The organism is Nonomuraea antimicrobica, assembly GCF_039536965.1.
GTDB lineage: Bacteria > Actinomycetota > Actinomycetes > Streptosporangiales > Streptosporangiaceae > Nonomuraea > Nonomuraea antimicrobica.
In genome coordinates, this window is record NZ_BAAAZP010000101.1 from 30,186 (window position 1) to 53,554 (window position 23,369).

At 68.9% G+C, this 23,369-nt stretch carries 27 protein-coding genes and 3 pseudogenes; 18 read left to right on the forward strand and 12 right to left on the reverse strand.

Going from position 1 to position 23,369, the window contains the following annotated elements; genetic code table 11:
• Window positions 1–140: 140 nt before the first annotated feature.
• Genes ABD844_RS27950 through ABD844_RS27960 form a run of 3 tightly spaced genes read left to right on the forward strand, consistent with a single transcriptional unit; the run spans window position 141 to window position 3,092 of the window.
• Window positions 141–902 (forward strand): site-specific integrase, encoded by a 762-nt coding sequence (locus ABD844_RS27950; protein ID WP_344884287.1) that lies wholly within the window; start codon window positions 141–143, stop codon window positions 900–902.
• Complete coding sequence (locus tag ABD844_RS27955; RefSeq protein ID WP_344884290.1) at window positions 787–2,691, forward strand: hypothetical protein; 1,905 nt, start codon at window positions 787–789, stop codon at window positions 2,689–2,691. The genes ABD844_RS27950 and ABD844_RS27955 overlap by 116 nt, the downstream gene beginning before the upstream one ends.
• Window positions 2,688–3,092: a hypothetical protein gene (locus ABD844_RS27960; RefSeq protein WP_344884294.1), complete on the forward strand. Its 405-nt coding sequence runs from the start codon at window positions 2,688–2,690 to the stop codon at window positions 3,090–3,092. The genes ABD844_RS27955 and ABD844_RS27960 overlap by 4 nt, the downstream gene beginning before the upstream one ends.
• 120 nt (window positions 3,093–3,212) lie before the next feature.
• Here the strand turns inward: ABD844_RS27960 and ABD844_RS27965 are convergent, their stop codons facing one another.
• The 3 genes from ABD844_RS27965 to ABD844_RS27975 all read right to left on the reverse strand — a co-directional run bounded on the left by ABD844_RS27965 (window position 3,213) and on the right by ABD844_RS27975 (window position 5,031).
• Complete coding sequence (locus ABD844_RS27965; protein WP_344884297.1) at window positions 3,213–3,383, reverse strand: HIT family protein; 171 nt, start codon at window positions 3,381–3,383, stop codon at window positions 3,213–3,215.
• The gene (locus ABD844_RS27970) at window positions 3,380–3,622 is read right to left on the reverse strand and encodes an HIT family protein (RefSeq protein ID WP_344884300.1); all 243 of its coding nucleotides are present in this window, start codon (window positions 3,620–3,622) and stop codon (window positions 3,380–3,382) included. The genes ABD844_RS27965 and ABD844_RS27970 overlap by 4 nt, the downstream gene beginning before the upstream one ends.
• Before the next feature lie 383 nt (window positions 3,623–4,005).
• The gene (locus tag ABD844_RS27975) at window positions 4,006–5,031 is read right to left on the reverse strand and encodes a helix-turn-helix domain-containing protein (RefSeq protein WP_344884303.1); all 1,026 of its coding nucleotides are present in this window, start codon (window positions 5,029–5,031) and stop codon (window positions 4,006–4,008) included.
• A 188-nt stretch (window positions 5,032–5,219) separates the two neighbouring features.
• Between ABD844_RS27975 and ABD844_RS27980 the strand changes: the two genes are divergently transcribed.
• Both ABD844_RS27980 and ABD844_RS27985 read left to right on the forward strand, forming a co-directional pair.
• Complete coding sequence (locus ABD844_RS27980) at window positions 5,220–6,161, forward strand: SDR family NAD(P)-dependent oxidoreductase (protein WP_344884307.1); 942 nt, start codon at window positions 5,220–5,222, stop codon at window positions 6,159–6,161.
• Window positions 6,162–6,804: 643 nt separating this feature from the next.
• Window positions 6,805–7,113 (forward strand): annotated as a pseudogene (locus ABD844_RS27985) (transposase); the annotation flags it as partial.
• Window positions 7,114–7,238: 125 nt separating this feature from the next.
• Here the strand turns inward: ABD844_RS27985 and ABD844_RS27990 are convergent.
• Window positions 7,239–7,667: a hypothetical protein gene (locus tag ABD844_RS27990; RefSeq protein WP_344884310.1), complete on the reverse strand. Its 429-nt coding sequence runs from the start codon at window positions 7,665–7,667 to the stop codon at window positions 7,239–7,241.
• A 245-nt stretch (window positions 7,668–7,912) separates the two neighbouring features.
• Between ABD844_RS27990 and tnpA the strand changes: the two are divergent.
• The 3 genes and pseudogenes from tnpA (at window position 7,913) to ABD844_RS28005 (ending at window position 9,267) form a co-directional block, all read left to right on the forward strand.
• A pseudogene (tnpA, locus tag ABD844_RS27995) lies at window positions 7,913–8,345 on the forward strand (IS200/IS605 family transposase).
• Window positions 8,342–9,010, forward strand: a pseudogene (locus ABD844_RS28000) (RNA-guided endonuclease InsQ/TnpB family protein); the annotation flags it as partial. The pseudogenes tnpA and ABD844_RS28000, both read left to right, overlap by 4 nt.
• 119 nt (window positions 9,011–9,129) lie before the next feature.
• Window positions 9,130–9,267, forward strand: a complete 138-nt coding sequence (locus ABD844_RS28005; RefSeq protein ID WP_344884316.1) for a zinc ribbon domain-containing protein — start codon at window positions 9,130–9,132, stop codon at window positions 9,265–9,267.
• 84 nt (window positions 9,268–9,351) lie between these two features.
• Here ABD844_RS28005 and ABD844_RS28010 read toward each other — a convergent pair whose 3' ends face one another.
• Window positions 9,352–9,519, reverse strand: a complete 168-nt coding sequence (locus tag ABD844_RS28010; protein ID WP_344884319.1) for a hypothetical protein — start codon at window positions 9,517–9,519, stop codon at window positions 9,352–9,354.
• 194 nt (window positions 9,520–9,713) lie between these two features.
• Between ABD844_RS28010 and ABD844_RS28015 the strand changes: the two genes are divergently transcribed.
• From ABD844_RS28015 to ABD844_RS28055, 9 genes are read left to right on the forward strand one after another with little or no spacing between them, the layout of a single operon-like run.
• A complete protein-coding gene (locus ABD844_RS28015) occupies window positions 9,714–9,932 on the forward strand; it encodes a hypothetical protein (RefSeq protein WP_344884322.1) in 219 nt (72 codons plus the stop codon).
• Window positions 9,913–10,260, forward strand: a complete 348-nt coding sequence (locus ABD844_RS28020) for an ArsR/SmtB family transcription factor (protein WP_344884325.1) — start codon at window positions 9,913–9,915, stop codon at window positions 10,258–10,260. The genes ABD844_RS28015 and ABD844_RS28020 overlap by 20 nt, the downstream gene beginning before the upstream one ends.
• Complete coding sequence (locus ABD844_RS28025; RefSeq protein WP_344884327.1) at window positions 10,257–10,472, forward strand: hypothetical protein; 216 nt, start codon at window positions 10,257–10,259, stop codon at window positions 10,470–10,472. Before ABD844_RS28020 ends, ABD844_RS28025 begins: the two co-directional genes overlap by 4 nt.
• A gap of 50 nt (window positions 10,473–10,522) precedes the next feature.
• Entirely contained in the window at window positions 10,523–11,005 is a 483-nt protein-coding gene (locus ABD844_RS28030) for an NADH-quinone oxidoreductase subunit B family protein (RefSeq protein WP_344884330.1), read from the forward strand.
• The gene (locus ABD844_RS28035) at window positions 11,002–13,023 is read left to right on the forward strand and encodes a proton-conducting transporter transmembrane domain-containing protein (protein ID WP_344884333.1); all 2,022 of its coding nucleotides are present in this window, start codon (window positions 11,002–11,004) and stop codon (window positions 13,021–13,023) included. Before ABD844_RS28030 ends, ABD844_RS28035 begins: the two co-directional genes overlap by 4 nt.
• Window positions 13,023–13,964, forward strand: coding sequence for a respiratory chain complex I subunit 1 family protein (locus ABD844_RS28040; RefSeq protein ID WP_344884337.1), 942 nt, complete (start codon window positions 13,023–13,025; stop codon window positions 13,962–13,964). Before ABD844_RS28035 ends, ABD844_RS28040 begins: the two co-directional genes overlap by 1 nt.
• Window positions 13,965–13,978: 14 nt before the next feature.
• Window positions 13,979–14,638 carry a hypothetical protein gene (locus ABD844_RS28045; protein ID WP_344884340.1) on the forward strand — a complete coding sequence of 220 codons (660 nt, stop codon included), beginning with the start codon at window positions 13,979–13,981 and terminating at the stop codon, window positions 14,636–14,638.
• A gap of 14 nt (window positions 14,639–14,652) precedes the next feature.
• The gene (locus ABD844_RS28050) at window positions 14,653–16,086 is read left to right on the forward strand and encodes a proton-conducting transporter transmembrane domain-containing protein (RefSeq protein ID WP_344884343.1); all 1,434 of its coding nucleotides are present in this window, start codon (window positions 14,653–14,655) and stop codon (window positions 16,084–16,086) included.
• A complete protein-coding gene (locus ABD844_RS28055) occupies window positions 16,083–17,552 on the forward strand; it encodes a hydrogenase large subunit (RefSeq protein ID WP_344884346.1) in 1,470 nt (489 codons plus the stop codon). Before ABD844_RS28050 ends, ABD844_RS28055 begins: the two co-directional genes overlap by 4 nt.
• Window positions 17,553–17,649: 97 nt before the next feature.
• Here ABD844_RS28055 and ABD844_RS28060 read toward each other — a convergent pair whose 3' ends face one another.
• From ABD844_RS28060 to sigJ, 5 genes are all read right to left on the reverse strand, one after another.
• The gene (locus ABD844_RS28060) at window positions 17,650–18,540 is read right to left on the reverse strand and encodes a hypothetical protein (RefSeq protein WP_344884349.1); all 891 of its coding nucleotides are present in this window, start codon (window positions 18,538–18,540) and stop codon (window positions 17,650–17,652) included.
• Window positions 18,537–18,911 (reverse strand): hypothetical protein, encoded by a 375-nt coding sequence (locus ABD844_RS28065; protein ID WP_344884352.1) that lies wholly within the window; start codon window positions 18,909–18,911, stop codon window positions 18,537–18,539. The genes ABD844_RS28060 and ABD844_RS28065 overlap by 4 nt, the downstream gene beginning before the upstream one ends.
• 29 nt (window positions 18,912–18,940) lie before the next feature.
• On the reverse strand, window positions 18,941–19,576 hold the full coding sequence (locus tag ABD844_RS28070) for a GNAT family N-acetyltransferase (RefSeq protein WP_344884355.1): 636 nt from the start codon (window positions 19,574–19,576) through the stop codon (window positions 18,941–18,943).
• A gap of 132 nt (window positions 19,577–19,708) precedes the next feature.
• On the reverse strand, window positions 19,709–20,470 hold the full coding sequence (locus ABD844_RS28075) for a hypothetical protein (RefSeq protein WP_344884358.1): 762 nt from the start codon (window positions 20,468–20,470) through the stop codon (window positions 19,709–19,711).
• 154 nt (window positions 20,471–20,624) lie between these two features.
• A complete protein-coding gene (gene sigJ, locus ABD844_RS28080) occupies window positions 20,625–21,548 on the reverse strand; it encodes an RNA polymerase sigma factor SigJ (protein ID WP_344884361.1) in 924 nt (307 codons plus the stop codon).
• A gap of 264 nt (window positions 21,549–21,812) precedes the next feature.
• Between sigJ and ABD844_RS28085 the strand changes: the two genes are divergently transcribed.
• A complete protein-coding gene (locus ABD844_RS28085; RefSeq protein WP_344884364.1) occupies window positions 21,813–22,127 on the forward strand; it encodes a hypothetical protein in 315 nt (104 codons plus the stop codon).
• Between the two features lie 285 nt (window positions 22,128–22,412).
• Here the strand turns inward: ABD844_RS28085 and ABD844_RS28090 are convergent, their stop codons facing one another.
• Complete coding sequence (locus ABD844_RS28090; protein ID WP_344884366.1) at window positions 22,413–22,853, reverse strand: YybH family protein; 441 nt, start codon at window positions 22,851–22,853, stop codon at window positions 22,413–22,415.
• A gap of 112 nt (window positions 22,854–22,965) precedes the next feature.
• Window positions 22,966–23,220 (reverse strand): hypothetical protein, encoded by a 255-nt coding sequence (locus ABD844_RS28095; protein WP_344884369.1) that lies wholly within the window; start codon window positions 23,218–23,220, stop codon window positions 22,966–22,968.
• Window positions 23,221–23,369 lie beyond the last annotated feature (149 nt).

The following is a 23,369-nucleotide window of genomic DNA, read 5'->3' on the forward strand; positions in this document are numbered from 1 at the left end:
TGATGTGGCGGACTGGCGCGTGTTCTGGGTGCCTCGGGAAGCCGTGCGGAGCGGGTGTTCGGCGGTCGGTTTTGGAGGGGTGGGAGGACCTTCCGGCGAGGGAGCGTGAGGTGGGTGTCCGGGCTGGAGACGCAATCTTCTTGTCGCCGGACTACCGGGTGGATACGCGTCTCGCCGCGTACGCACGATCGAGAGACTTCCGGTCCTGTACGCCGGAGACCCGGCGGAACTATGCGACGGACATCCGCCTGCTGCTGGACTTCCTGTGGAGCCGCGGCCGCGCCTGGACAGAGGCGCGGGAGCAGGATCTGGAGGACTTCGAGCATTGGCGCCGCCAGGAGAAATCGAACCCGGGCAGGATCGGCGGCACCAAGTGGGACCGCGAACTGGCCGCGTTCATGCACCTGTACAAGTGGGCCGTCAGGAACAAGATCGTGACGCGCAACCCGGTGGCGACCAAGCAAGTGATGGGCCGCTACGGGCAAGTGCTGACGGTCGCGGAGGGGCGGGCGAAGGACGCGCGGTCGAGCAACGTGCACTGGCTGACGCCGCGGACCTGGCGGCGGTGGATCGACGTCGGGTTGCGAGGCCACACGAAGGACGGGGTTCCCGAATCGGGCTGGGTGGGCCGCATAGAAGACCGGAACGTGGCCTTCGTGAAGGTGCTCGTCTCCTCGGGACTGCGCCGGAGCGAGGGTGGGTCGTTGCTGGCGTTCGAGGTTCCCCAGCGGCGGCTGAACGGCGGCCGGTACTACCGAGGCAAGATCTCAGCTGCGGTTACGCGGGTTGAAGAAGGCCCGGACGTTCTATGTCGCCTCGGAGGCCATCGGGGACGTCGAGGCCTACGTGGACTCCTCCCGGGCCTGGGCGGTGCGCCACGCTCAACGACAAGGCCTGTATGAGCAGTTGCCCGAGATGCGCCTCGTCACCAAGGTCACTCGCGGCCTGAACCCGGCGATTCATTGGGTGGACCGCGACGGCGTCGCTGGCAAGGATCTGCTGAGCAGGTTGCCCATCGCAGAGCGGGCATTGCTGTTCACCGAGGGCCCCCATGGACCGGAGCCGTTGTGGTTACGGCTGAATGAGCAAGGCCTGCCATTCCATCCGCATTCATGGAACGGGGTGTTCCGCACCGCCAACCAGCGCTGCAACGGCGGGGAGAACACGACCGAACCGCTGGCGGCCGAGACCATGGGCCCGCTGCTGGTCTGGGCGATGCGGATGGTCGACGACTTCGCCGACGACATCCTCGCCGCCTGGGCCGAGACGCAGCGGCTGAAGGCGGCCGCTTGCTCCAACCCTTCCACTCCGGCGGGGAAAGCGGCTCTGCACGCCTACCTCGACCCGCTGATCAACGGTATGGCTCCGCTCCCGGCCACGCCGAACCAGGGTCGCGTGGCCTTGGCCCGCCATTACGTGGGCGGCAAGGCCGGCGCCTCCGAATCTCAGATCCGGACGTTCTCCGAGCAAAACGATCTGAAAGCCGCAGTGGGCGGCCGGCCGGGCCCTTGCCCGTTGAATATTTTGGTGACCGGTTGGATCGCCGGAGGTCCGTGGCGGGAGGTGCTCGACTTCAATGAGGCCGCTGGCCTGATGCGGCACCTGGGAACAGCCGCTTTCGTGGTCTGCGCGTATTTGACCGGGATGAGCCCGGGAGAGGTTCTCGGCCTGCGGACTGGATGCTGTCCCGATCCCAAGCACGACGAGCACGGAAACGTCGGCCGACACCTGATCCGCGGCCGCGACTACAAGAACTCCGTCGACGAACACGGCAACCACCGATCGGCTGGGACGGAACGTGAGGTCCCCTGGGTTGCGATCACGCCGGTCGTCAACGCCGTCCGGGTCCCGGAACGCATGGTTCCGGAAGGCTGCCTGCTGTTCGACCACGACGCCCACGACCTGCGCAAGAGCCGGCCTGGCACAGGCTCACTCAAACCTATCTCGCTCGGGACACGCATCGAGGCGTTCATCGCATGGGCCAATGCGGAGGCAACAACCCACGGGCTCAGCGACCAGTTCGTCCCGCCCGACCCTCACGGTCCGGTCGGGACCCAGCGATTCCGCAGGTCGCTGGCCTGGCACATCGCCCGACGGCCGAACGGCCTTGTCGCGCTCGCCATCCAGTACGGGCATCTGCGAAGCACATTCGTCTCGGACGGCTACGCATCCCGCAGCCGTGGCGGCATTCACGAGCTTATCGACGTCGAGACCGTCCGGGCGGTCGCTGACACCGTCGCCGACCTGCGCGACGGCCTGCAGGCCGGGGAGGGCATCTCCGGGCCTGCGGCCCGGCGGGTCATCAAGGCCGTCGCCAGCGCCACGGTCTTCGCTGGAGCGACCATCACCGCGCTCACCGCCCGGCGCCTGATCGCCAACGAAGACGTCATGATCTATGACAACCCGCAGGCGTTTGTGCTCTGCCACTACAAAAGGGCCCAGGCGCTCTGCCACCGCGACGGTGTGAAGGACACCCCCAGCCTCGACCACTGTGTCCCCGGCTGCGGCAACATCGTCCGCACCGATCGCCACGCCACCGACCTCCGCGACCACGCCGACGTTCTGGACAAGCGCGCTGCACACACCCCCCAGCCGATCAGCGACCGACTCCACGCACGCGCCGGCAAGCTTCGTGCCCTGGCCGACAACCACAACCACAGCCAGATCACCCTCCAGGAGCCCTCCGCATGAGCCCCGCCCCCGACGAACGCGAACGCATCCGCGCCGCCATGGACCGCATCCTGACCGGCACCCCTCAGAACTCCAACGGCGCTCTCACCATCGTCGCACTCGCCCGCGAAGCCGACGTTCCCAGAAACGCGCTGACCCAGCGGCATCCCGACCTGCGGAACGAGTTCTACGAGCGCGTCAAAGCACGCGGGGCGACCCCTGACGTTGAAGTGCGCCTTCGCGACACGATCACCAAGCTGAAGAAGACGATCGCGAACAAGAACAAGGAACTCGCCCAGATCAGGGAGGATGTCCCCACCCTGGTTCGGGTCGTCCACCAGCTCACCCTTGAGAACCAGGAACTGCGGGCGCAGCTGGAACCGCCCGAACCGAACGTCACGCCGCTACACCGTCGGCGCTGAGATTGTCTTCAATCTACTGGCAAGACGCCGAGGAGCGGTCTTTCTCATACAAGTCCGATCATGGCCCGCGCACGCTTTCATGATCAATCGTTAGTTCGGCGCCCATACTGGTGCTCGTCTTCAGCGCCAGACCCTTATCTTGTCGGCCAGCCCCGCGAGGGACTCGACCGGGTGCTCGACCTCCGTCCACGGTGGCGTGAGGTCAGTGGGCTCGAAGCGGGGCACCACGTGCAGGTGGAAGTGGAAGACGCTCTGCCAGGCCGTCTCGCCGCTGGCGTGCCAGAGATTCACGCCAGGAGCCCCGAGCGCGCCGACGATCCGTCGAGACACCTCGACCGCAGCCCGCACATCACGTGCGCCGCCGTCTCCACCGGAATCTCCCCCAGATCCCGGTGGTGCGCTCTCGGCACGACCAGCGCGTGACCCTTGGTGGCCTGGGCGACGTCGAGGAAAGCGATGGCGTGCTCGTCCTCGTGGATGGTCTGCGAGGGCTCAGTACCGGCGACGATACGGCAGAAGATGCAGCTCATGAGCGGCATGATCACAGCGCACCTGGCTGGCACACAAATGCATTTTCTGGCATCCCGGTCGCAACGGAGAAATTTTCACCGAAGTAGCGTCTGATCTGCGGTAATACAGAGGCTTCGTGAATTGGATCTCGATTTGCTTACGGTGCGGAAGCCGAACGATGGACGATCAGCGATCGCGGTCTGCCCACAGATGCGCGAGACGCTCCATCAACTCTCCGACTGAGACCGGTACTCCCGAAGCTGCCACCAAGTGCCAAGTAGCTCTGTAGCGGATCGCGTGGGGAGCCGTCTGGAGTTCCCGTCTTTCTCGCCTTCGCCCGTGTCCGCCTCGTTCACGGTGGTCGGGTCATGACGACTGTGGGGGGCCGGGAGGCAGGTGACAGTCATGCGGGCGGCCGTCGCCTGTCGGGCGCGGGGCCATGCCGTGCAGCAGGGGGGCACGGCCCAGGCCGAGCCGCCGATAGCGGTGGTGTGCCGACCGATTCGAACTCGGCGGTCCGGTTGTGCTCGTCGAGCCAGATGATCGCGGACGCGGCCATGGTCCCGTCCGGGCCGGCTGGCTGTTCCACACCCAAGTCACCGGCGCCGGGGCGTGGTGTTGGGGGGTTGGGTGGGTCAGGTGTGGTGGGGGTGAAGAGCATGACCCAGTGGTCGTTCTCGGGGTCGTGGAGCATTTCGCTGTCGAAGGTGAGCGGGCCCTTTGCCGGGTGGTTGACGTGTTTCATCGCGGAACTCCAGGTCCCGATCTCCCCCTTCTGCCAGTGGCGGTCGAACTCGGGGTTGCATGTCGAGAGTTCGCGGAACAGGGAGCGGAGATACTCGTCTTCCGGGTAGTGGCTGAGTGCTTTGCGGAGTTCGGCGGTGGCCACCCGGGCTAGTTGTTCGGCCCCTTCGTTCCCGAGTACTTTGTCGAGTCCCGATGCGGTGAAGGCCTGGTAGGCGATGTTGCGGCCGTAGGGTCCGTCGTCGAAGAGGGGCCCGAACAGGTCCGCGGCGGCGGTGTTGAAGGCGAGCATGTCGAGCCGGCCGTCGTGGATGGTGACCGGCATGACGTCGTTCAGGCCGTCGAGTAGCTGCTGGAGGCCGGGGCGGATCTCGGTGGCGGGTGCCCGCGATGGCGGGGGGCGCTCGCCGGCGAGGCGAAAGAGGTGGTCCCGTTCGGCGTTCGAGAGCCGGAACGCTCGGGCCAGTGCGGTGAGGATCTCCCGCGACGGGCGGGCGGCGCGGCCCTGTTCGAGGCGGGTGTAGTACTCGACCGAGATGCCCGCGATGTCGGCGAGTTCCTGACGTCGCAGACCCGGGACACGCCGGTGGGACAGAGGGGAGGCTCCGGGCCGATCCCGGGGCGCCATCTGGGAGCGGTGGTGACGTAGGTACTCGCCCAGACCTGACCGCTCATCTCCCCGCATGGATTCATTGTCCCTCCCCGTGGGGCGAGCTCCCGGTCGGAGTGTGGCCCTGTGGGTACCAGGCTCGAGGCGATCTCCCTGACTGTCGGAGGCTGCGTCAGGGTCGGTGGTGACGCAGAACGCGGACGTCGACGCGGGGTCGACGCCACCGCCAGCACCCACCCGACCCCAGCCCAGGAGACTCCCCCATGACCACAGCCAACCGATCCCTGATCATGACCGGCGCCACCCGAGGGATCGGACTGCAGGCCGCGCGGGACGTCCTCAGACGCCGCCCCGACACCCACCTGGTCGTTCTCGGACGGGCCTCCTCCGCCGCCGAGACACTGCCGGGCCTGCGGGAGATCTCCCCACACGTCTCACACGTCGACATCGATCTGGCGAGCAAAGCCAGCGTCGCCGCCGCCGGCGCGCGCCTGGAAGACCTCCTCGACTCCGGCGCCCTGCCTCCGCTGTGGGGCCTGGTCTTCAACGCGGGTGTGCACCTGTCCAACGCGTTGGAGGCCACGGTCGACGGTTACGAGCGGACCTTCGCCGTGAACGTCATGTCCACCCACCAGCTCCTGCGGCAACTCCACCCCCACCTTCACCCACCGGCCCGCATCGTCGTCACGGTCAGCGACGCCCACTTCGGCGACCTCCGACACACCGGAGGAACCATGCCCTCGCCCCGGTGGGCCATCCCGGACATCTCCCGACCCGGAGCGTTCAACCGCTCCGGGAACGTCCGAGCCGGCCGCCGTGCCTACGTCACCAGCAAACTCGGCGGCATATACCTGGTCCACGAGTGGTCCCGCCGCCTGCCCGAAGGCGTCGACATCATCGCCTACAACCCCAGCCTCGTCATCGGAACCGGACTCGCCCGAGAAACCGGCGGCGCGTTCCCCTTCCTGATGCGGAGAATCGTCCCGATACTGGCGGCCACACCCCTGGTAGACACCCCCGCCCCCGCGGGCAAGAAACTCGCCGACGCCATCCTCGGCGCTACCCCCGCCCCGACCGGCGCCTACATCCACCGAACCAAAGCCATGCCGTCTTCCGCCGAGTCCTACGACCCCGACCGCGAACACGCCCTCTGGAACTGGCTGGAACAACTCCCACGGGAACAGACCCCACGAACAACCAACTGACAAACCGTCAAGGGGGCCCGCGGTGCTTCCCCACCCACCCACCCACCGCACCCACCGCACCCAGCCCACCAATCGCGGCGGGCCAGCGCACCCGCCGAACCGCCGGAGCCGCAGCACAGAGCCAAAACCACGGATACCCGGAACGGGCAGACGGTCGCCGCCGGGGCTCGGGCGACGACAGACGGAAACACAGCCCGGAGACACAGGAACCAACGGGGCACGGTCAGAGGAAGTCGTACAGGGGCGCGGAGGCACGGTAGACGCCGAAAGGCCGCAACCACGGGGGTGGGCCGCTGATGCCTGGCTGCCCATCCGCCCGGGATACTGGGGCGATGGACAGCTATGAGGGCACCGCGGCGCTCGAATGGTGGTCCAACCGGTCGACGTGCTTGTGCAGGCTCAGCGTGCGAGCCGCTGTCCGCTGCTCCAACTGCCCCTGGGAGAACATCTTCTCTGACGGCGCACCACTCCACGTTCCGTACCGGACAAAACCGGAACGAACGTAGCGGCAGTGATCAGCAACCCGCCACAGGAGATCAACTCTTTCGTTACCGCAGGTCAGAATCAGGACGCCGGCAAGACAGCCGCAAGAACTTCAACACGCAGACTTGACGGGGAAGGCCACCGCTCGTTCAGCCCAGTAGTGCCGCTCTGCCGCACCCGACCTGCCCAACATGCCGTACGGACCCCCAGATACCTTGCCGCACTACTGCGAGTCACCAAAGATGACCGCACCCGCCCGGACACGCTGATCGGTGACAAGGGCTACTCCACCCGCAAGATCCGGCTCGACCTGCGCCGGTGTGGGATCAAGGCGGTCATCCCCGAGCGGCGCGACCAGATCGCCAACCGCAAGCGCAGGGGTAGCCGCGGAGGCCGCCCGCACGCCTTCGACGCCCTCGCCTACAAGCAACGCAATCTGGTCGAGCGCTGCGTCGGCAAGCTCAAGCAATGGCGTGCCATCGCCACCCGCTTCGACAAGCCGGCCAGCCGCTACCTCGCGGGTGTCACCATCGCCTCTCTCATGTTCTGGCTCCGGCACGCCGAATTGTCAGCCACTCCCCTGGCGAACTGGTGTCACCGGCCGCCGACGAAGGCCGCGGCGGGGATGAACAGCTCGTGCCCGGTGCCGAACCGCACCCGTACGCCTTCCCGGGTCCACTGTGTGGAGATTACCGGCTGGTCGGCGGCGCCTGCGAAGCCCACGTCGATGAAGTGGCCGTATTGAAGCGACGGATCGCGTCCCGCGTACAGACGGTAGGTGTCCTCCAGCAGCGAGTGGTAGCGGATGAACGCCACCACGTGCGAGGACTCGTCGTCGTAGGCGACGGTGGCCGGCTGCCGGTCGGTGTAGAGGGTCTGCTGGGTGGGCCAGGTCAGCGCGATCATCGCCCCTGCGCACAGCACGGCGCCCGCAACCAGGCCGGCCGCCAGCAGGCCGAGCCGTCTCAGCCAGGGCCCGGCCTGGTCGCGGGTTCCAGATGGCGCGGGCGTGCGGACCACCATGAGATGCCTCCCGATCATTGTGCCGACGTGACGACCCTTCCAGCCCCGCCTTTCACTCCCCTTTCGCCCGGCTTGCCATCAGTTTCTCCCGAGGGGACCGTCGCCTTTGGGCGTCGGGGGAATCGGAAGCGGGAGGGCCGTCAAGGCCCGAGCGTGCCTTGACCTGTCGGGTCTGCGCATCAGACATCTCCGTACATAGCGCATTGGATGTGTGGCGCTGTGACAATGATCGTGTGAGTCGTCAGGTGCGCACCTCCTCCGGCGCGGCGTATGACCTTGGGTACCACGTCGTGTGGTGCCCGAAGTACCGTCGCCCGGGTCCTTGGTGGTCGGGTCAAGACGCGCCTTGAGGAGTTGATCCGCGCCAGGGCCGGCGAACATGGCTGGGAGATCGTGGCGCTTGAGGTGATGCCCGACCAGGTGCGCCTGTTCGTCAAGGCGCACCCGAAGAACTCGCCGTCGTACGTGGCCAACCAGTTCAATGGGTTCACCTCCCACCATCTGCGTGCCGAGTTCGGCCGCCTGCGCTCCCAACTGCCCACGCTGTGGTCGAGGTCCTACTTCGTGGCCACGGTCGGCGCGGTGTCCGCCGAGACGGTTCAGCGCTACATCGAGACGCAGTACGAGCGAACGCCGCTTTGGAGCACCGCCGCGCGGCCTACCGCAAGGCGGGCGTGACGGTCCGGTATGGCGACCAGTCGGGCGAGTTGAAGCACATCCGTGCCGACGACCCTGACGGGCAGGCGCGTTGGTCGTTCTCCTCCCAGCAGGCCACCCTGCGCCGTCTGGACAAGGCATTCCGCGCGTTCTTCGACCGCATGAGGCAAGGCCGGACGCCGGGTTTCCCGCGCTTCAAAGGGCGCGGCTGGTTCGACACCGTGGAGTGGCCCAAGGACGGCGACGGCTGCCGCTGGGATTCCCGGCCCGAGCACCCGACCGCGACGTTCGTCCGCCTCCAGGGCATCGGACATGTCCGCATCCACCAGCACCGCCGCGTCCTGGGCACAGTGAAGACGATCGGCGTGAAGCGGGAAGGTTCCCGCTGGTACGTGGTGCTGTCGTGCGACGATGTGCCCGCCGAACCGTTCCCGGCCACCGGCGCGGTGGTCGGTGTGGACATGGGCGTCGCCTCGCTCGTCACCACCTCCGATGGTGTACACGTCACCAATGCGCGTCACCAGGCCGCCTCCGCTGACCGTCTGGCCGCGGCGCGGCGGGATCTGGCTCGTAAGAAGCGCAGGTCCAAACGTCGCCGTAAGGCTGTGGCCCGTGTCGCCGTGCTGCACGCCAAGGTGCGCCGTCAGCGTCTCGACGGCGCGCACAAGGCGGCGCTGGCGCTGGTCCACGACTATGACGTGATCGTGCACGAGGACTTGCTGATCACGAACATGACCAAGCGGGCCGCACCCAGACCGGACGGCGCGGGCCACTTCCTGCCGAAACGTGCGCGCAATGTGGGCACGTGGCGAAGGAGAACCGCGTCACCCAAGCCGAGTTCCGATCTTCGGCGTGCGGGTATCAGGCGCACGCCGACGTGAACGCGGCTGTCAACATCTTGAGGGCAGGGCTTGCCCTTCGCCGGGCTGCAGAAGCGGCTTAGCGAGAAGCCGCCTCCTTCAGGAGGTGGAGGAGTCACCCTGCCGGCTCTTGCCTCCGGGCTCGGCCGGCACGGGGTATTCGCCAGTCAGCCGTCGTGCGAGGAACGCCGCTCTGTGTTCGCGCTCCGGATTCCAGCAGCTGAGATGCGCTCAGTGGTGGGAGGATCGGTGCCGAGATAGAGACGCATGCCGGGCTTCGTGCCCGACGCGCGAACCACGACCCGGCCGTGACGGTCGTTGTCGAAGATGGTCACGTCCTGTGCTCGGCGCTGGAGTGCCAGCCGGGACCGCCGCTCGGACGGTCGGCCTGGTCGGCGCCCGCTGTGGTGGTGCGGTCAGGACGGACCGTTGGGGCACCCGCCCTTGCGCTATTGTAATTGCGAAGATGCGTAATTGCTTTGAGTGTGGTGTTCGCAGAATGTGTCGTGCGGGCGGATGTGAGGAGCTGGTGAGCACGGTGTTTGCTGCTGCGGTGCGGGAACGGGCCGGCCTGGCCTGGCAGGCGCTGCAGGCCGCCCGCGACGCTGATGACGCGCACGCGATGCTGGTGGCCGAGGCCGAGTGGGAGGACGCTTGGCGGCTGGCCCAGGCGCACGGGGTCCCCATCGAGCAGGGCCGGCCCGGGTCGCAGGAGGAGGCGGGGCGTGATGTCGATACCGCTGTATGAGGCCAAGGCCGAGCTGTTTCGGCTGCTGGGCCATCCGGTGCGGATCCGGGTGCTGGAGCTGCTGCAGGACGGGCCGATGCCGGTGCGGGAGTTGCTGGCCGCGATTGAGGTGGAGCCGACCGGGTTGTCGCAGCATCTGGCGGTGCTGCGCCGCTCGGGCATGGTGAGCGCGCAGCGCGAGGGGGCCACCATGGTCTACGCGCTTGCCGGTGGCCGGGTGGCCGGGCTGCTGCGCGCGGCTCGCGAGCTGCTGACAGAAAAGCTGGCGGGACAGAGCGAGCTGCTCAGCGAGTTGCTGGAGGACAATGCCGGAAGCGGCGCCTCGTGAGCCCGTTGCCCTCGGCGGGCTGGGCCTGCCTGACCGCCGTCGGTCACCGCCCGCGCCGGCTGCCGGTCGGGCTGACGGCGGCGATCGTGAAGGTGGGCGTTCCGGCTGCTGCCGAGGCCGGGGTTTCCACCAGGTCGCGGCACGTGAGCGCGTTGCAGAGCGGGCTGTCGGCCGGGTTGCGGCAGCCACCGTATCAGCCCCGACCCGGGTGATCTTCTGCTGATCGTCCGGGTCCTGGCTGGTGAGCGGTGGAGAGGCGACGATGGGGTTGTGGCGGAAGATCGCGCAGACGGGCCGGGTGGCCGAGCCCGCGCCGGAGCGCGCACCAGGTGAGCCGCCGGCGAAGGCGGCGGAGCTTGCCGGATCGGTCCAGATCAGACATGTGGACGCGGGGTCGTGCAACGGGTGCGAGGTGGAGATCGCTTCGGCGTTCGGCCCGGTCTATGACGCCGAACGGTACGGCGCGCGGCTGGTGGCTTCGCCGCGGCATGCGGACGCCCTGCTGGTGACCGGGCCGGTGGCCCGCAACATGGAGGTGGCGCTGCAGCGCACCTATGACGCGGTTGCTGAGCCGCGGCTGGTGATCGCGCTGGGTGACTGCGCGCGCAACTGCGGGGCGTTCGCCGGCGCCTACGGGGTGGTCGGAGCGGTGAGCGACGTGGTGCCGGTGGATGTGGAGGTGCCGGGGTGCCCGCCGGAGCCTGAGGCGATCGTGACGGCGTTGCGGGGGCTGACCGGCCGATGAACCTGGTCGGCACGCTGTATGTGGTGGCGCTGTCCGGCTGCGCGGTCGCCGCACTGGCCGCCCTGATCGCCCCGCCGCGGGCGCGGCTGCATCTGGCGGGCTGGTGTACGGCAGAAGCTGGCGCTGTGGGCGCGGCGGCCGGTGCGGCGGCCGTTGTGGCCGCGGGGCCCGGTCCGAGCTGGTCGGCCTGGCTGCCGGAGCTGCTGCCGCTGGCCGGGGTGCGGCTGGCGGTCGACCCTCTGGGCGGGGTGTTCATCGCGGTCACCGGGGTGGTGGCGGTGTGTGCGGCGATCTACGGGATCGGCTACTGCGGCCACGGCCTGGACGGACGCGTGGTCCAGTCCGTGCTGCCGCTGTTCGTGGCGGCCATGCTGGTGGTGCCCGCCGCGGCCAGTGTGAGCACGTTCCTGCTCGCCTGGGAGCTGATGGCCGTCTCGTCGCTGCTGCTGGTGCTGGCCGAGCACCGGCGGCGGGAGGCGGTGGGCCGGGCTGGGCTGTGGTACGCGGTCATGACCCACCTCGGCCTGGTGACGATCCTGACCGGGCTGGTCGCGTTCGCCGCCGGGGCCGGTGGGGAGAGCTTCGAGCACCTGCGCGCCGCCGAGCTGCCACCGGCCGCCAAGACCGTCGTGTTCCTGGCGACGTTCGCCGGGTTCGCCGCCAAGGCGGGCATCGTGCCGCTGCACGTGTGGCTGCCACGGGCGCACCCGGAGGCGCCGAGTCACGTCTCGGCGCTGATGAGCGCGGCAATGGTGAACCTGGGCGCCTACGGCGTCATCCGCGTCGGACTGGATCTGCTGCGCGACGGGCCGACCTGGTGGTGGCTGCTGGTGCTGGCGGCCGGAGCGGCGTCGGCGCTGTTCGGGATCTTGCAGGCGGTGGTGACCTCGGACCTGAAACGGCTGCTGGGCTACTCCACGACGGAGAACATGGGCCTGGTGCTGGTCGGGGTGGGCGCGGCGGGCTTCTTCGCCGCGTCCGAGCTGCCGGTGCCGGCGGCGTTGGCACTGGCCGCGGCGCTGCTGCACGTGGTCAACCACGCCGCGTTCAAGACAGTGCTGTTCCTGTCGGCAGGGTCGGTGCTGCACGCGACGGGCACCCGGGACCTGGACGCGCTGGGCGGGCTGCGCACGCGGATGCCGTACACCACCGTCGTGTTCGCGGTCGGGGCCTTGTGCGCCTCGGCGCTGCCACCCGGCAACGCCTTCGTCAGCGAGTGGCGGCTGCTGCAGAGCCTGATCCACGCCCTGCCGGGCTCCGGGGTGGCGGGTGCGGTGACGATGCCGCCGGCCGTCGCGATCATCGCGCTGTCGGCGGGGCTGGCGGTCGCCACCTTCGTCAAGGCCTTCGGCGTGGGCTTCTTGGCCCGGCCGCGCAGCGCGGAGGCCGAGCGGGCCGGTGAAAGCTCGCCGGCCATGCTGGGCGCCATGACACTAGCGGTGGCAGCCTGCGTGGCTTTGGCACTGGCTCCCACGCTGGTCGTGCCCGCGCTCGGCCAGGCGGTCGGCGCGGTGTTCCCGGGACGGGACGTGGTGAACGGGGAGCTGGCACTACGGCTGAACGGGATCTCCGGGATGATCTCGCCGCTGCTGATCGCCGTCGCCCTCATGACCGCTGTCGTCGCCGTACTGGGCCTGGTACGGGTGACGGCGACGCGGCGGGTGCGGCGCGCCGCACGGCTCTGGGACTGCGGCGCCGGGCCGATGTCGGCCCGGATGGAGTACACCGCCACGTCGTTCGCCGAACCGTTGCAGCGGGTCTTCGACAACGTGCTTGCCCCCGAAAACGACGTGGACGTCACCCCGGTGAAGGAGTCGGCCTACTTGGTGGAACGCGTGCGCTTCCACGCGCAGGTGCCGGACCGGATCGAGCACCGGCTCTACGATCCGCTGATCGCCGCCGCGGCGGCCGTCGGAAGGGGAGCCCGCGCCCTGGCCACCGGCAGCGTACACCGCTATCTCGGCTACGGGTTCTGGACGCTGATCGCGGCGCTCGCCGTCTTGGTGGTCCTGTGGTGATGGGCGTGATCGGAGCGGTGCTCCAGGTGATCGTCGTCGTGGCCGGCGCGCCGCTGCTGGTGGGGGTGATGCGGCAAGTCCGCGCCCGGCTGGAGGGACGCGCCGGGGCCGGCGTCTGGCAGCCGTGGCGGGACCTGCGCAAGCTGATGCGCAAGGAGCCGATCACCCCGCACGGCACCGGCTGGGTGTTCCGCGTGGCCCCGCTGCTGCTGGCAGGCACCACGCTGGTGGTGGCCGCAGCGGTGCCGCTGGTGACCACGGCCTCGCCGATGGACGGCGTCGCCGACCTGTTCGCGGTGACCGCGCTCCTGGCGCTGGGATCGGTGGCGCTCGCGCTGGGCGGGCTGGACACCGGCACGGCATTCGGCGGGATGGGCGCCAGCCGGGAGATGACCGTGCTGGCACTGGTGGAGCCGACGATCCTGGTCTCGACCTTCGCGCTGTCGATCAGAGTCGGCTCCACCAGCCTGGGAACGATCGTCACCGCGACCGTGCAGGACCCGCTGACGGTCATCTCCCCGGCGAGCCTGCTGGCCGCGGTCGCGCTGGCCATCGTCACGATCGCCGAGACCGGCCGCATCCCGGTCGACAACCCCTCCACGCACCTGGAGCTGACGATGATCCACGAGGCGATGGTGCTGGAGTACGCCGGACCGGACCTGGCGCTGGTCGAGTGGGCGTCGGCGATGCGGCTGTCGGTGCTCCTGGGCCTGCTGTCCAGCCTGTTCTTCCCGCTGGGGATCGCAGGCGCGGACGCGGGAGTGCTCGCCCTGCTGGTGGCGGTGATCGCGCTCGTGGCGAAGGTGGGGGTGCTGGGAGTGGTCTTGGCGGTCGGTGAGGTGTTCATGGCCAAGCTCCGGCTGTTTCGCGTTCCCGAACTGCTGGCCGGATCGTTCCTGTTGGCGCTGCTGGCCGTGGCCGCTTCCTTCTTCCTGGCCTGAACGTGGGCGTGAACATGACTGACGCGATGTACATCCAGCTACTCGACCTGGCGTGCGGGGCGTTCCTGCTCACGGGCGTGCTGGTGCTGTGGCGGCGCGAGCTGTCGGCGATCGTGTGGCTGTTCGCCCTGCAAGGGGTGGCCCTGACCGCGCTGATCGTCGTCATGGGCGCCCGGGAGGGCGACCTCGAGCTGATCCTGGTCGGTGCCGGGGTGGGCGCCTTGCGTGCCGCGCTGCTGCCGTACCTGATGCGCCGCGCGCCGGCGGCGAGCGGTGCGGGCCGCGAGACGCAGCCGCTGGTCAACGTGGCCACCTCGCTGCTGGCAGCGGCGGTGCTGGCGATGCTGGCCTACGCCCTGTCCCAGCCGCTGATACGGCTGTCGCCCACACCGGCCACGCAGGCCGTGCCGGTCGCGCTGACCGTGCTGCTGATCGGGTTCTTCGTCCTGGTGACACGCAGGCGGGCGCTGTCGCAGGTCGTGGGGTTCCTGCTGATGGACAACGCCATCACCGCCACCGCGTTCCTGACCACCAGCGGCGTCCCGCTCGTCGTCGAGCTCGGGATCTCCCTGGACATCCTGCTGGCCGTCCTGGTGCTGCAGGTGCTGACCACCCGGATGCGGGCCGCGTTCGGCGGCACCGACCTCGACGAACTACGGGAGTTGCGCGACTGATGGGAAGCCCGCTGATGATCGCTCCGGTCGCGGTGCCCGCGGCCGCCGCCTGCGTCTACGCCGTGCTCGGCTGGAACCGGGTCACCGCCTGGCTGGGCGCGCTGTCCGCGGCCGGGCTGCTGGCCTGCGCCATCGCCCTGACCACGGCAGGCAGGCGCGACGCTCTGAGCGGGCTACTGGTCAGTGACGCGCTCAGCGCGTTCATGCTGCTCGTGATCGGCGCCGTCGCGCTGCTGGCCATGCTGGCCAGCCCCGCCTACCTGGCAGCCGAACTGGCCGCCGGGCACACCCAACCGCGCGCGATGCGCCGCTACGGGGCGCTCACCCAAGCCTTCATCGCCGCGATGGCGCTGGCCGTCCTGGCCTCCAGCCTCGGCCTGCTGTGGGTGGCCATCGAGGCGACCACGATCCTGACCGCCTTCCTGGTCGGTCACCGGCACACCCGCCAGGCCACCGAAGCCGCGTGGAAGTACGTGGTCATCTGCTCGGTCGGCATCGCGCTCGCGCTGCTCGGCATCGTCATGGCCTACTACGCCGCCACCCACGCCGGCGTGCCGTCCCTCGACTGGGCGGTACTGGCCGAGCACGCCGGCCGGCTCGACCCCGGCGTCATGCGCATCGCGGTCATGCTGCTCGTGCTCGGGTTCGGCACCAAGGCCGGGCTGGCGCCGATGCACGCCTGGCTGCCCGACGCGCACAGCCAGGCCCCCGCCCCGGTGTCGGCGCTGATGTCGGGAGTGCTGCTGTCAGTGGCCTTCTACGCCATCCTGCGCGTCAAGGTCATCGCCGACGCGGCGCTCGGCGCGGAGTTCATCCGGGCACTGCTCATCATCGTGGCGCTGGCCTCCCTCGCCGTGGCAGCGCTGCTGCTGCTCGGCCAGCGCGACTACAAGCGGCTGCTGGCCTACTCCAGCATCGAGCACATGGGCCTGCTCGCCCTCGGCGCGGCGATCGGCAACACCCTCGCCCTCGCCGCCGTCCTGCTGCACATCCTCGGGCACGGGCTCGGCAAGTCGGTGTTGTTCCTGTCCGCCGGACACCTGCACCAAGCGCTCGGCAGCAGCAGCATCCACGCGGTACGCGGCCTGGCGGCCAGAGCGCCGCTGCTGGCCGGGACGTTCGCGCTCGGGATACTGGCCCTGCTCGGCCTGCCCCCGTTCAGCCTGTTCGCCAGCGAACTGGGCATCGCGCGAGCGGGCTTCGCCGCCGGGCTGGGCTGGGCGGTCGCGGCGGCCCTGGTGCTGATGCTCGTCATCGTCGCCGCCATCGGCCACCACACCCGGCGGATGCTTCTCGGCGGCGAGACGGGCAAGGCCATCACACTGCCGCGCACCGTAGCCGTCCCGCTGGTCACGGGCCTGGCCGCCTGCGCCATCCTCGGCATCACCCTCGGACCGCTGCACCCCTTGCTGCAAGCCGCCGCCACCATCGCCGGAGCAACGCCATGACCATCCGCGCCGCCGCCGACACCAGCCCCGCCGAACTGCCCGAGCACGCCGCCCGGCTGCTGGCCGACGGCCACCGGCTGGCGCTGGTATCCGCACGCCAGGATGCCGACGGGTTCGCCCTGGCGTACCTGTTCGTCGCCGGTCGCCCTGATCGCCGTACCGAGCTGCGGCTCCGCGTCCCCCTCGATCAGCCGGCGGTGCCCAGCCTCGCCCACCTGTCCTTCCCCGCAGGCCGGTTCGAAAGGGAGATCCGCGACCTGTACGGGATCACGCCACTCGATCATCCGTTCCCCCGGCGGCTGGTGCGCCACCACCACTGGCCGCGCGGCTGGTACCCGATGCGCGCCGACGCCGGGCCGCCACCCTCCTTCGGCGACCCCGAAGGCCCGTACCCGTTCGTCACCGTGCAGGGCCAGGGCGTCTACGAGATCCCCGTCGGACCCGTCCACGCCGGCCTCATCGAACCAGGACACTTCCGCTTCTCCGTGGTCGGCGAGACCATCATCAAGCTCAAAGCCAGGCTCTGGTTCGTGCACAAAGGCATCGAAAAACTCTTCGAAGGCCGCCAACCCGCCGACGGACTGGAACTGGCCGAGCGCGTCAGCGGCGACACCTCCGTCGGCCACGCGCTCGCCTACTGCCTGGCCGTCGAAGAAGCCACCCGAACCCCGGTCAGCGCGCAAGCCCAGCGAGCCCGCGCCGTGCTACTGGAGCTGGAACGCCTCTACAACCACATCACCGACCTGGGCGCGCTCTGCAACGACGTCGCCTACGGCATCCTGCACGCACACACCGGGCGTATCCGCGAACAACTCCTGCGCCTCAACGCCGAGGCCACCGGACACCGGCTGCTGCGCGGCGGTGTCCGCCTCGGCGGAGCCCACCTGAAGACCCCGCCCGACCCCGATCGGCTGCACACCATCGGCGCCGACGTGGCCGAACTCGTCGAACTCGCCCTGCGCCACACCGTGGTCGCCGACCGCTTCACCGGCACAGCCGTCCTGTCCACCGACGCCGCCCGCGACCTCGGCACGCTCGGCTACGTGGCCCGCGCCAGCGGACTGGATCTCGACGCCCGCCGCGACCACCCTTTCACCGACCTGGGCGACTTCACCCCCGCCCGCCGCACCGGCGGAGACGTGCTGGCCCGCTTCCAGATCCGGGCCGACGAGATCGCCGCCTCCATCGCCCTGATCACTCACCTGGTCGACGAGCCCGCCGCCCCCGCAGATTCACCCCCGGCCGAAGGATCGTCCACGGGCGTGGGACTCGTCGAGGGCTGGCGCGGCACGATCACCCACCGCATCGAACTCGCCCCCGACGAAACCCTCACCCGCGTGAAAATCGTCGATCCGTCCTTCTTCAACTGGCCCGCTCTCCCAGTAGCCCTCAACAGCGCGATCGTCCCCGACTTCCCCCTGGCCAACAAAAGCTTCAACCTGTCCTACGCCGGCAACGACCTGTAAGCGCGGCCGCGCATCAGTCGCGCCGACCCCGTAGCGCTTCAAAATTCGCACACGAGGTCTGATCTGGTGTTTCTTCGGGTGAGCCAGAAGCCCACCCCTAGATCCCGAGGACTGTGCGGATGACGTCGCGATCTTTCTCCTTCTCCGCCTCAGAAAGCAGCATGTAGGGGCGGCGCTGCTCCTCGGTGGCCCAGGACGCGTTGCGGGCCAGCCACTTGTCGTGCACTACCGAACTCGCTTCCTCCATGAACCGCTCGCTCCGGACGTCCACGCCGTTCACACGTGCCTCGTCGACGAGCTGCAACCCGATGCGCGCGGACTCCCGGTTCTCGTGCTGCCAGTCGGCGGGCAGAGAGCGGTAGCGGGTGTTGGCGATGTCGACCTGATCGGTGCTGTGCTTCTTGATCCAGGCTGAGTCCGTGGTGGCCTTCCACCTGGATTCGTAGGTGTTGTCGGAAAGTTTGCGTGGCGCACGCCATTTGTCGTGGAAGCGGCTGGCGATCTGGTTGACCCTGCGGTTGGTCAAGGTCGTGGACATGCCTCGCAGCAGTGCGCCGATGCGGGCGATGACCTCACGCAACCTGAACAAGAATTTGGCGGCCAGCGCTCTCAGCCTGGGCAGGAGCTGAGGCGCGTGTACGGCGACCGCGATGGCAAGCAGTCCCAACCCGGCCAGCAGTCCGCCGGCCCAGACCAGTACGCCTCTGGTGCACCGCAGGGTGTCGGCGGTGACCGACAGGCGGTGGGCGAGGTCTTCAGCGGTGGTGGCGGTTCCGTCGCGACCGGTCACGTAGGCGTTCGCCGCGTCGGCGGCCGGACCGCTGTTCGCCGAGGCGAGCCGGAGGGCTTGCCTGCTCTCGGTGGCAAGTGCCTGGTGACGTGTGGCGGCCTCGTCCAGTTCGGTGATGTGCCGATCGATGGCCTCCAGCCCAGGCAGGGGCGGGACACCCAGCAACGCCAGCCCGCTCGCTACGGCCTGCTCGATCACGCGTGCCCGCCGTCGGCGCGGGAGCTGTCGGCGAGCTCGCCGTTGGCGAGTTCAGTTCCCCTGTTGACCACCGCCATGGCGATCTGTCCGGCTCCGGCGCGATCGAGCGAGCCGGCGAGCTGTTCGCACGAGGCGTGAAGACTTGCCCTGAGCTCGCGATAGCCGGCGGCGAATTCTTCATACGGCAACGGCGCCTCATCGGCGAAGCTCAGCCCATTGACATACGCCGTATACTCGCCGGCCAACCTGCTCATCGCCCTGCCGGAGGAGTCACGCCCGTCCGCGTCGATCGAAATCCCGGCTGTGCGCTCGGTCATCCCGAGATCTTCTTGAGAACGTCCCAGCTCGTTCAAGGGCACCTTCTTTACCATGATCGCAGCGAGTATAGGCGAGCGAAGAGTCACCGTCGACGGCGGGTGGTGGCGGGGGTGCAGGAACGCGGATGCATTACCCCTACTGGGTTGCCGGCCCCGCCGACCTGGCCGCCCGGATCCGCGGCCACTGAGCGATCAAGAGCCGGACAGGCCCCCGGGCTCTTGCGCAGCAGTGCGTCGACCGCTCCGGCCGGGCGCGAGGTCGCCGCGGGCGCGGGCCCGTCGCACGAGATGCAGGGCGGCGCGGCCGTGCGAACAAAGGCTTCGCCTCCAAGGAGTTCGAGGCCGACCTCGCCTTCCAGGACTCGGGGGTGACCGGCCAGCACCGAGGTGGTGTCGGCGGCGTGGACGAACCCGGCGCGCTCGAAGTTCCTCCGGATCCCGGCGTACGCCATCGTCACGTCGACCTCGGCGCCACCGCTGTCCAGCGGGTACGCCTCGATCGCCGGTGCGCCATGGGCACGAGCGAACTCGACCGCACCGGCAATCAGGGCATGCGAGATCCCCCTCTTACGATGACCAGGGCGCACGCGGATACACCACAGCGACCAGACCGGCAGATCGTCAACATGCGGAATCCTACGGCTGCGCGCGAAGGAAGTGTCCGAGCGCGGCGCCACGGCGGCCCAGCCGACCGGCTCGCCGCCGTCGTACGCGAGCACCCCCGGTGCGGGCGCGCGGGCCGATCCAGGGAGCGCAGGCGCTCTGTTTTGGAGAATGTACGGGCGGAGCCCGTGCCTTTGGTGCCTGAAGGTGATTTAGCCTCCGCCAACGCCCTTTACAATGTAGATTTCTTAGGGAAGGTGGGGGGTGCTCGCCCTGGTGGCCGCCGACAACACCGCGGAGGAGAGCGATGACGATCTGGACGAGGATGAGGGCTCGGTCCTGTCACTGATCAAGGCGATGCCGGGCAACGTGAGCCTGGATTCGATGCTGACGGAGAGCCGCAAGCCGAACGCGATCAGGGCCATCGAGTTGCCAGCCGGGTTGTTCGCCGACGTGGAGCCGAAGGTGCCGTCGAAGACGTCGGCGAGCATGGCCACCACGCCGGGTTGGCGGATGTGCAGCGCGCCCGCCTGCGGATCTGCCGGGTTGGCCTGGACGAAGGCGACGCGCCGGTTGACGATCGCCAGGTGGCGGATCGGCTCGGTGGTCACGCGGTGCAGGTCGCTCAGGGCGTGGCAGTACCGGGCGTAGGGTTCTTGGTCCGGGTCCGCCAGCGCCTGGGCGGGAAACAGGGTGCGGCTGTGCAGTCCGCGGGCCAGCAACCGCCGGAAGGGGGTGTCGTCGTAGCCGGATGTGGCGCTGCGAGCGCGGATCTTCAGGTGGGTCAACTCGCCGGGGTCGTCGGCCGGCATGGCGCGCAGCCGCCGGGTGATGGCCGGCCCGTCGGGGATGTGCTCGACCATCTGGACGGGGCGGCCGCTGCGGTGTTCTTCGGTCAGTTCGGTGAGCACGTCCCAGGCCATGTTCAGTACGGTGAGCTGGCGCCGGGTCTGCTCCAGGCGCCGTCGTACGAGCAGGTCCATCGCGTCGGCCAGCGTGAGCGCGGTCATGGCCTCGTCGACCAGGCGAGCGCGGTGAGTTCCGTGAACACGCGGCGTGCTTCAGGCATGACCAGGTCGGCGGCGAGGGTGTCCGGATTGATGCGGGGGTTACGCAGCAGGTAGCGGTACAGGCGTTCCTGCTCGGTGGTCAGCCCGAGGCTGGTCAGCCCGTCGTCCAGCGACGGAGTTTCTCGGGGTTGCGTACCGCCCAGATGTGCTTGATTCGATCGCCCGCGACCTCGAACGCGAACACCGTCACGGTGACGCCGTCCTGCTGAGCCACCAGACCGGGCTGACCGTTGACCGTACGCTCCAGGAACGTCATGTTGCCGGGCCTCCGCTCGGCGATCTCGACCCAGGCGCGCGCGATCTGCTCGCCACCTTCGATGGGGCGCAGGAAGGTGATGGCGAGGCCGCCGCCGTCGGCGATCGCCGTGGCGTCGGGGTCGAGCAGGCCGATCAGGGCGTCGATGTCCTTGGCCTCCCATGCCTGCTTGAAGTCCCGGACGATGCGGGCCTGCTGGGCTGTCGGACTCGAGGGGCTCTGCGATTCGCGAATGCGGCGGCGGGCCGAGGAGGCCAGTTGGCGGCATGCCGCCGGAGTCCGGCCGACGATCTCGGCCACTTCGGCGAAGGAGTGGCAGAAGACATCGTGCAGGACGAATGCGACGCGTTCGGCCGGGGTCATCGATTCGAGCACGACCAGGAAGGCCATGTTGACCGACTCGTCCAGGGTGACCCAGTCGGCCGGGTCGGCCGTCGCACCGCCCGGTCGCGCGCCGATCCACTCCGTACGCTGGGGCAGCGGCTCGGGGATCCACTCCCCCACATACCGCTCCCGCCTCGCGCGCGCCGAGCCGAGCACGTCCAGGCAGATGCGCCCGGCGACCCTCGTCAGCCAGGCGCCGGGGGACTCGATGGCGTCCTGCTGCTGCCGGGACATGGCGTACCAGCGGGCGTAGGTCTCCTGCACGACATCCTCGGCCTCGGCCAGGGAGCCGAGGAGCCGGTAGGCGAAATTGATCAACTGGCGCCGCTCGCTCATGATCGCACTCAGGCCGTGTCCTGACTCGGATCGGGTGGTCATGGTGTCGATGGCTCCCTAGGTCGCTTCTGCCCTCACCTGTTCGACCGTTCGACGAGATAGCGCGCCGACCTGTGAGGTCGGCGCGTCGCCTGACATTCCGCGGGTTCGTGTCGTCGTACTGCCGAGACGAACACATCATCATCCAGCGAACAGGAAACTCAGAGACGTCATGACTACCTCAATGCCGGCTCAGGGTTCGCCGGTCCGGCACCGGCGCAGGGCCTGGAGCGGGCGGCCGCTGCGCTGACGGGACACGGTTTCACCGTGGAAATCCTCGATGACGCCGCCGCCGCGCGTATCCGCGTCCAAGAGCTGATACCCGAGGGCGCCAGCGTGTTCACCGGGACCGGCGAGACCCTCCGCCTGTCCGGCATCGAGGAGGACATCAACGCCGGCGGACGCTACGACGCCGTCAAGCCACGCGGCCTGGCCATGGACCGTGCCACCCAGCTGCGCGAGATCTGGCGGCTAATGTCCACCCCCGACGTCATCGTGGCGCAGAAGGTGGTGGCCGACCTGCCCGCCGCGCTGCGCCGCGCCGAAGAGCACTGCCTTCCGCTGGAAACGACCGTGCCATGAGGATGTACGGCAAGCCCAGTGCTCTCAACCGCCTTCTCATCCTCAACGCGGAGCCCTATCCGGGGCGCGGCACCGTCCTGTTGCTCCGTGAAACCATCGGATTCTGAACCACCAGCGTTCCTCAGCCGGTCCGGCACGCAGATATCCACGTCCAAGAGCCGTCGCCGCAGGCCATCGCTGAACCCCGGAGAGTGCCCGACGCCACACCGGTGCCGGGCACTCTGGACCCGTGGCCGGGTCTCAACGGCGGCAGCGCCCGCGACGCCCCCGAACGTAGGCGACTCGTCAGGGCTCGAGGTCGGTAACGCCCTTGCCGCTCGCGATGTCGAGCGGCACAGAGGCCTGGTCGTGCGCGATCAACCAATGGTCGTCGCTCTTCCGGAAGCAGAACGTGGCCCGGACCCACATGCCACTCGTCGCCGTCCCGTTCCGCAGCGTGCCGCTGAGCCGGCCGAAACCGTGGCCGAATGCCACGTCACCGCCCACGGTGACGGTCAGGTCGCGAAGCTCATAATTCACATCCTGGAAGAGCGTGAACGCCCTCGTCCAGTTCTCCATCTTCGCCTCTATCCCCACGTGCTGCAGCGGCGGCTCGATGTCGAAGGAGACGACGTCTGTCGCGTAAAGCCGCCTCAGGCCGTCGAGGTCCTTGGCGCGGATTCCTTCGACGATCTTCTCCACCTGCTGCTTGATCTTGGCTTCGTCTACCTCGCGGTGCGCAGGCATCGCTACCCATCACTTCCCATCGGTGTGGAATCTCGGCTTTTCACCAGACCGACGACACAGCACCCCGGGATGTCAGGCCCGATGAAACCCCCGGACCGAAACGAGGACGCGGCTACGCCTTGCGGGCTTGGACGATGGCCGAGTGAAGGCCGCCGCCTGCCGCATGCGTCCTGGTGATCCGCACATCGGCAAAGCCTGCCGCCTGTAGCAGGTCGACGTGTTCGGCCTCGGTGACGGAGAACACCTCCATCAGCTCGGCGATGGTGTAGTTGCCGGTGGCGTACATGCGTACGAGCTCGGCCTGCTGCCGCGTAGTCAGTTTCGGCGCTCGGCCCTTCAATCGGCCCCGCGAGCGGGCGATCGCCATGCCCTCGCGGGTGCACCTTCGCTGAGCTGCTCAGCGCCGGCGGAGAAGAGCCGCCGACCCCTGGGCCTTCGAGAAAGTGGCTCATCACGCCGCCCGGCCGCCCAGGTACCAATCGTGGTCAGTCTGCGTCGTCCCTGCCCGAGGCGCGC

Coding starts and splice junctions, on each gene's coding strand:
- ABD844_RS27970 (WP_344884300.1), bottom strand. CDS start 3,622: ATGAGCTGCATCTTCTGCCGTATCGTCGCCGGTACTGAGCCCTCGCAG.
- ABD844_RS28055 (WP_344884346.1), top strand. CDS start 16,083: ATGACCATCCGCGCCGCCGCCGACACCAGCCCCGCCGAACTGCCCGAG.
- ABD844_RS28090 (WP_344884366.1), bottom strand. CDS start 22,853: ATGCCTGCGCACCGCGAGGTAGACGAAGCCAAGATCAAGCAGCAGGTG.
- sigJ (WP_344884361.1), bottom strand. CDS start 21,548: ATGACCACCCGATCCGAGTCAGGACACGGCCTGAGTGCGATCATGAGC.
- ABD844_RS28075 (WP_344884358.1), bottom strand. CDS start 20,470: ATGACCGCGCTCACGCTGGCCGACGCGATGGACCTGCTCGTACGACGG.
- ABD844_RS28045 (WP_344884340.1), top strand. CDS start 13,979: ATGACTGACGCGATGTACATCCAGCTACTCGACCTGGCGTGCGGGGCG.
- ABD844_RS28095 (WP_344884369.1), bottom strand. CDS start 23,220: ATGGCGATCGCCCGCTCGCGGGGCCGATTGAAGGGCCGAGCGCCGAAA.
- ABD844_RS28040 (WP_344884337.1), top strand. CDS start 13,023: ATGGGCGTGATCGGAGCGGTGCTCCAGGTGATCGTCGTCGTGGCCGGC.
- ABD844_RS27975 (WP_344884303.1), bottom strand. CDS start 5,031: ATGCGGGGAGATGAGCGGTCAGGTCTGGGCGAGTACCTACGTCACCAC.
- ABD844_RS27980 (WP_344884307.1), top strand. CDS start 5,220: ATGACCACAGCCAACCGATCCCTGATCATGACCGGCGCCACCCGAGGG.
- ABD844_RS28030 (WP_344884330.1), top strand. CDS start 10,523: ATGGGGTTGTGGCGGAAGATCGCGCAGACGGGCCGGGTGGCCGAGCCC.
- ABD844_RS28020 (WP_344884325.1), top strand. CDS start 9,913: ATGTCGATACCGCTGTATGAGGCCAAGGCCGAGCTGTTTCGGCTGCTG.
- ABD844_RS27990 (WP_344884310.1), bottom strand. CDS start 7,667: ATGGTGGTCCGCACGCCCGCGCCATCTGGAACCCGCGACCAGGCCGGG.
- ABD844_RS27960 (WP_344884294.1), top strand. CDS start 2,688: ATGAGCCCCGCCCCCGACGAACGCGAACGCATCCGCGCCGCCATGGAC.
- ABD844_RS28065 (WP_344884352.1), bottom strand. CDS start 18,911: ATGGTAAAGAAGGTGCCCTTGAACGAGCTGGGACGTTCTCAAGAAGAT.
- ABD844_RS28050 (WP_344884343.1), top strand. CDS start 14,653: ATGATCGCTCCGGTCGCGGTGCCCGCGGCCGCCGCCTGCGTCTACGCC.
- ABD844_RS28035 (WP_344884333.1), top strand. CDS start 11,002: ATGAACCTGGTCGGCACGCTGTATGTGGTGGCGCTGTCCGGCTGCGCG.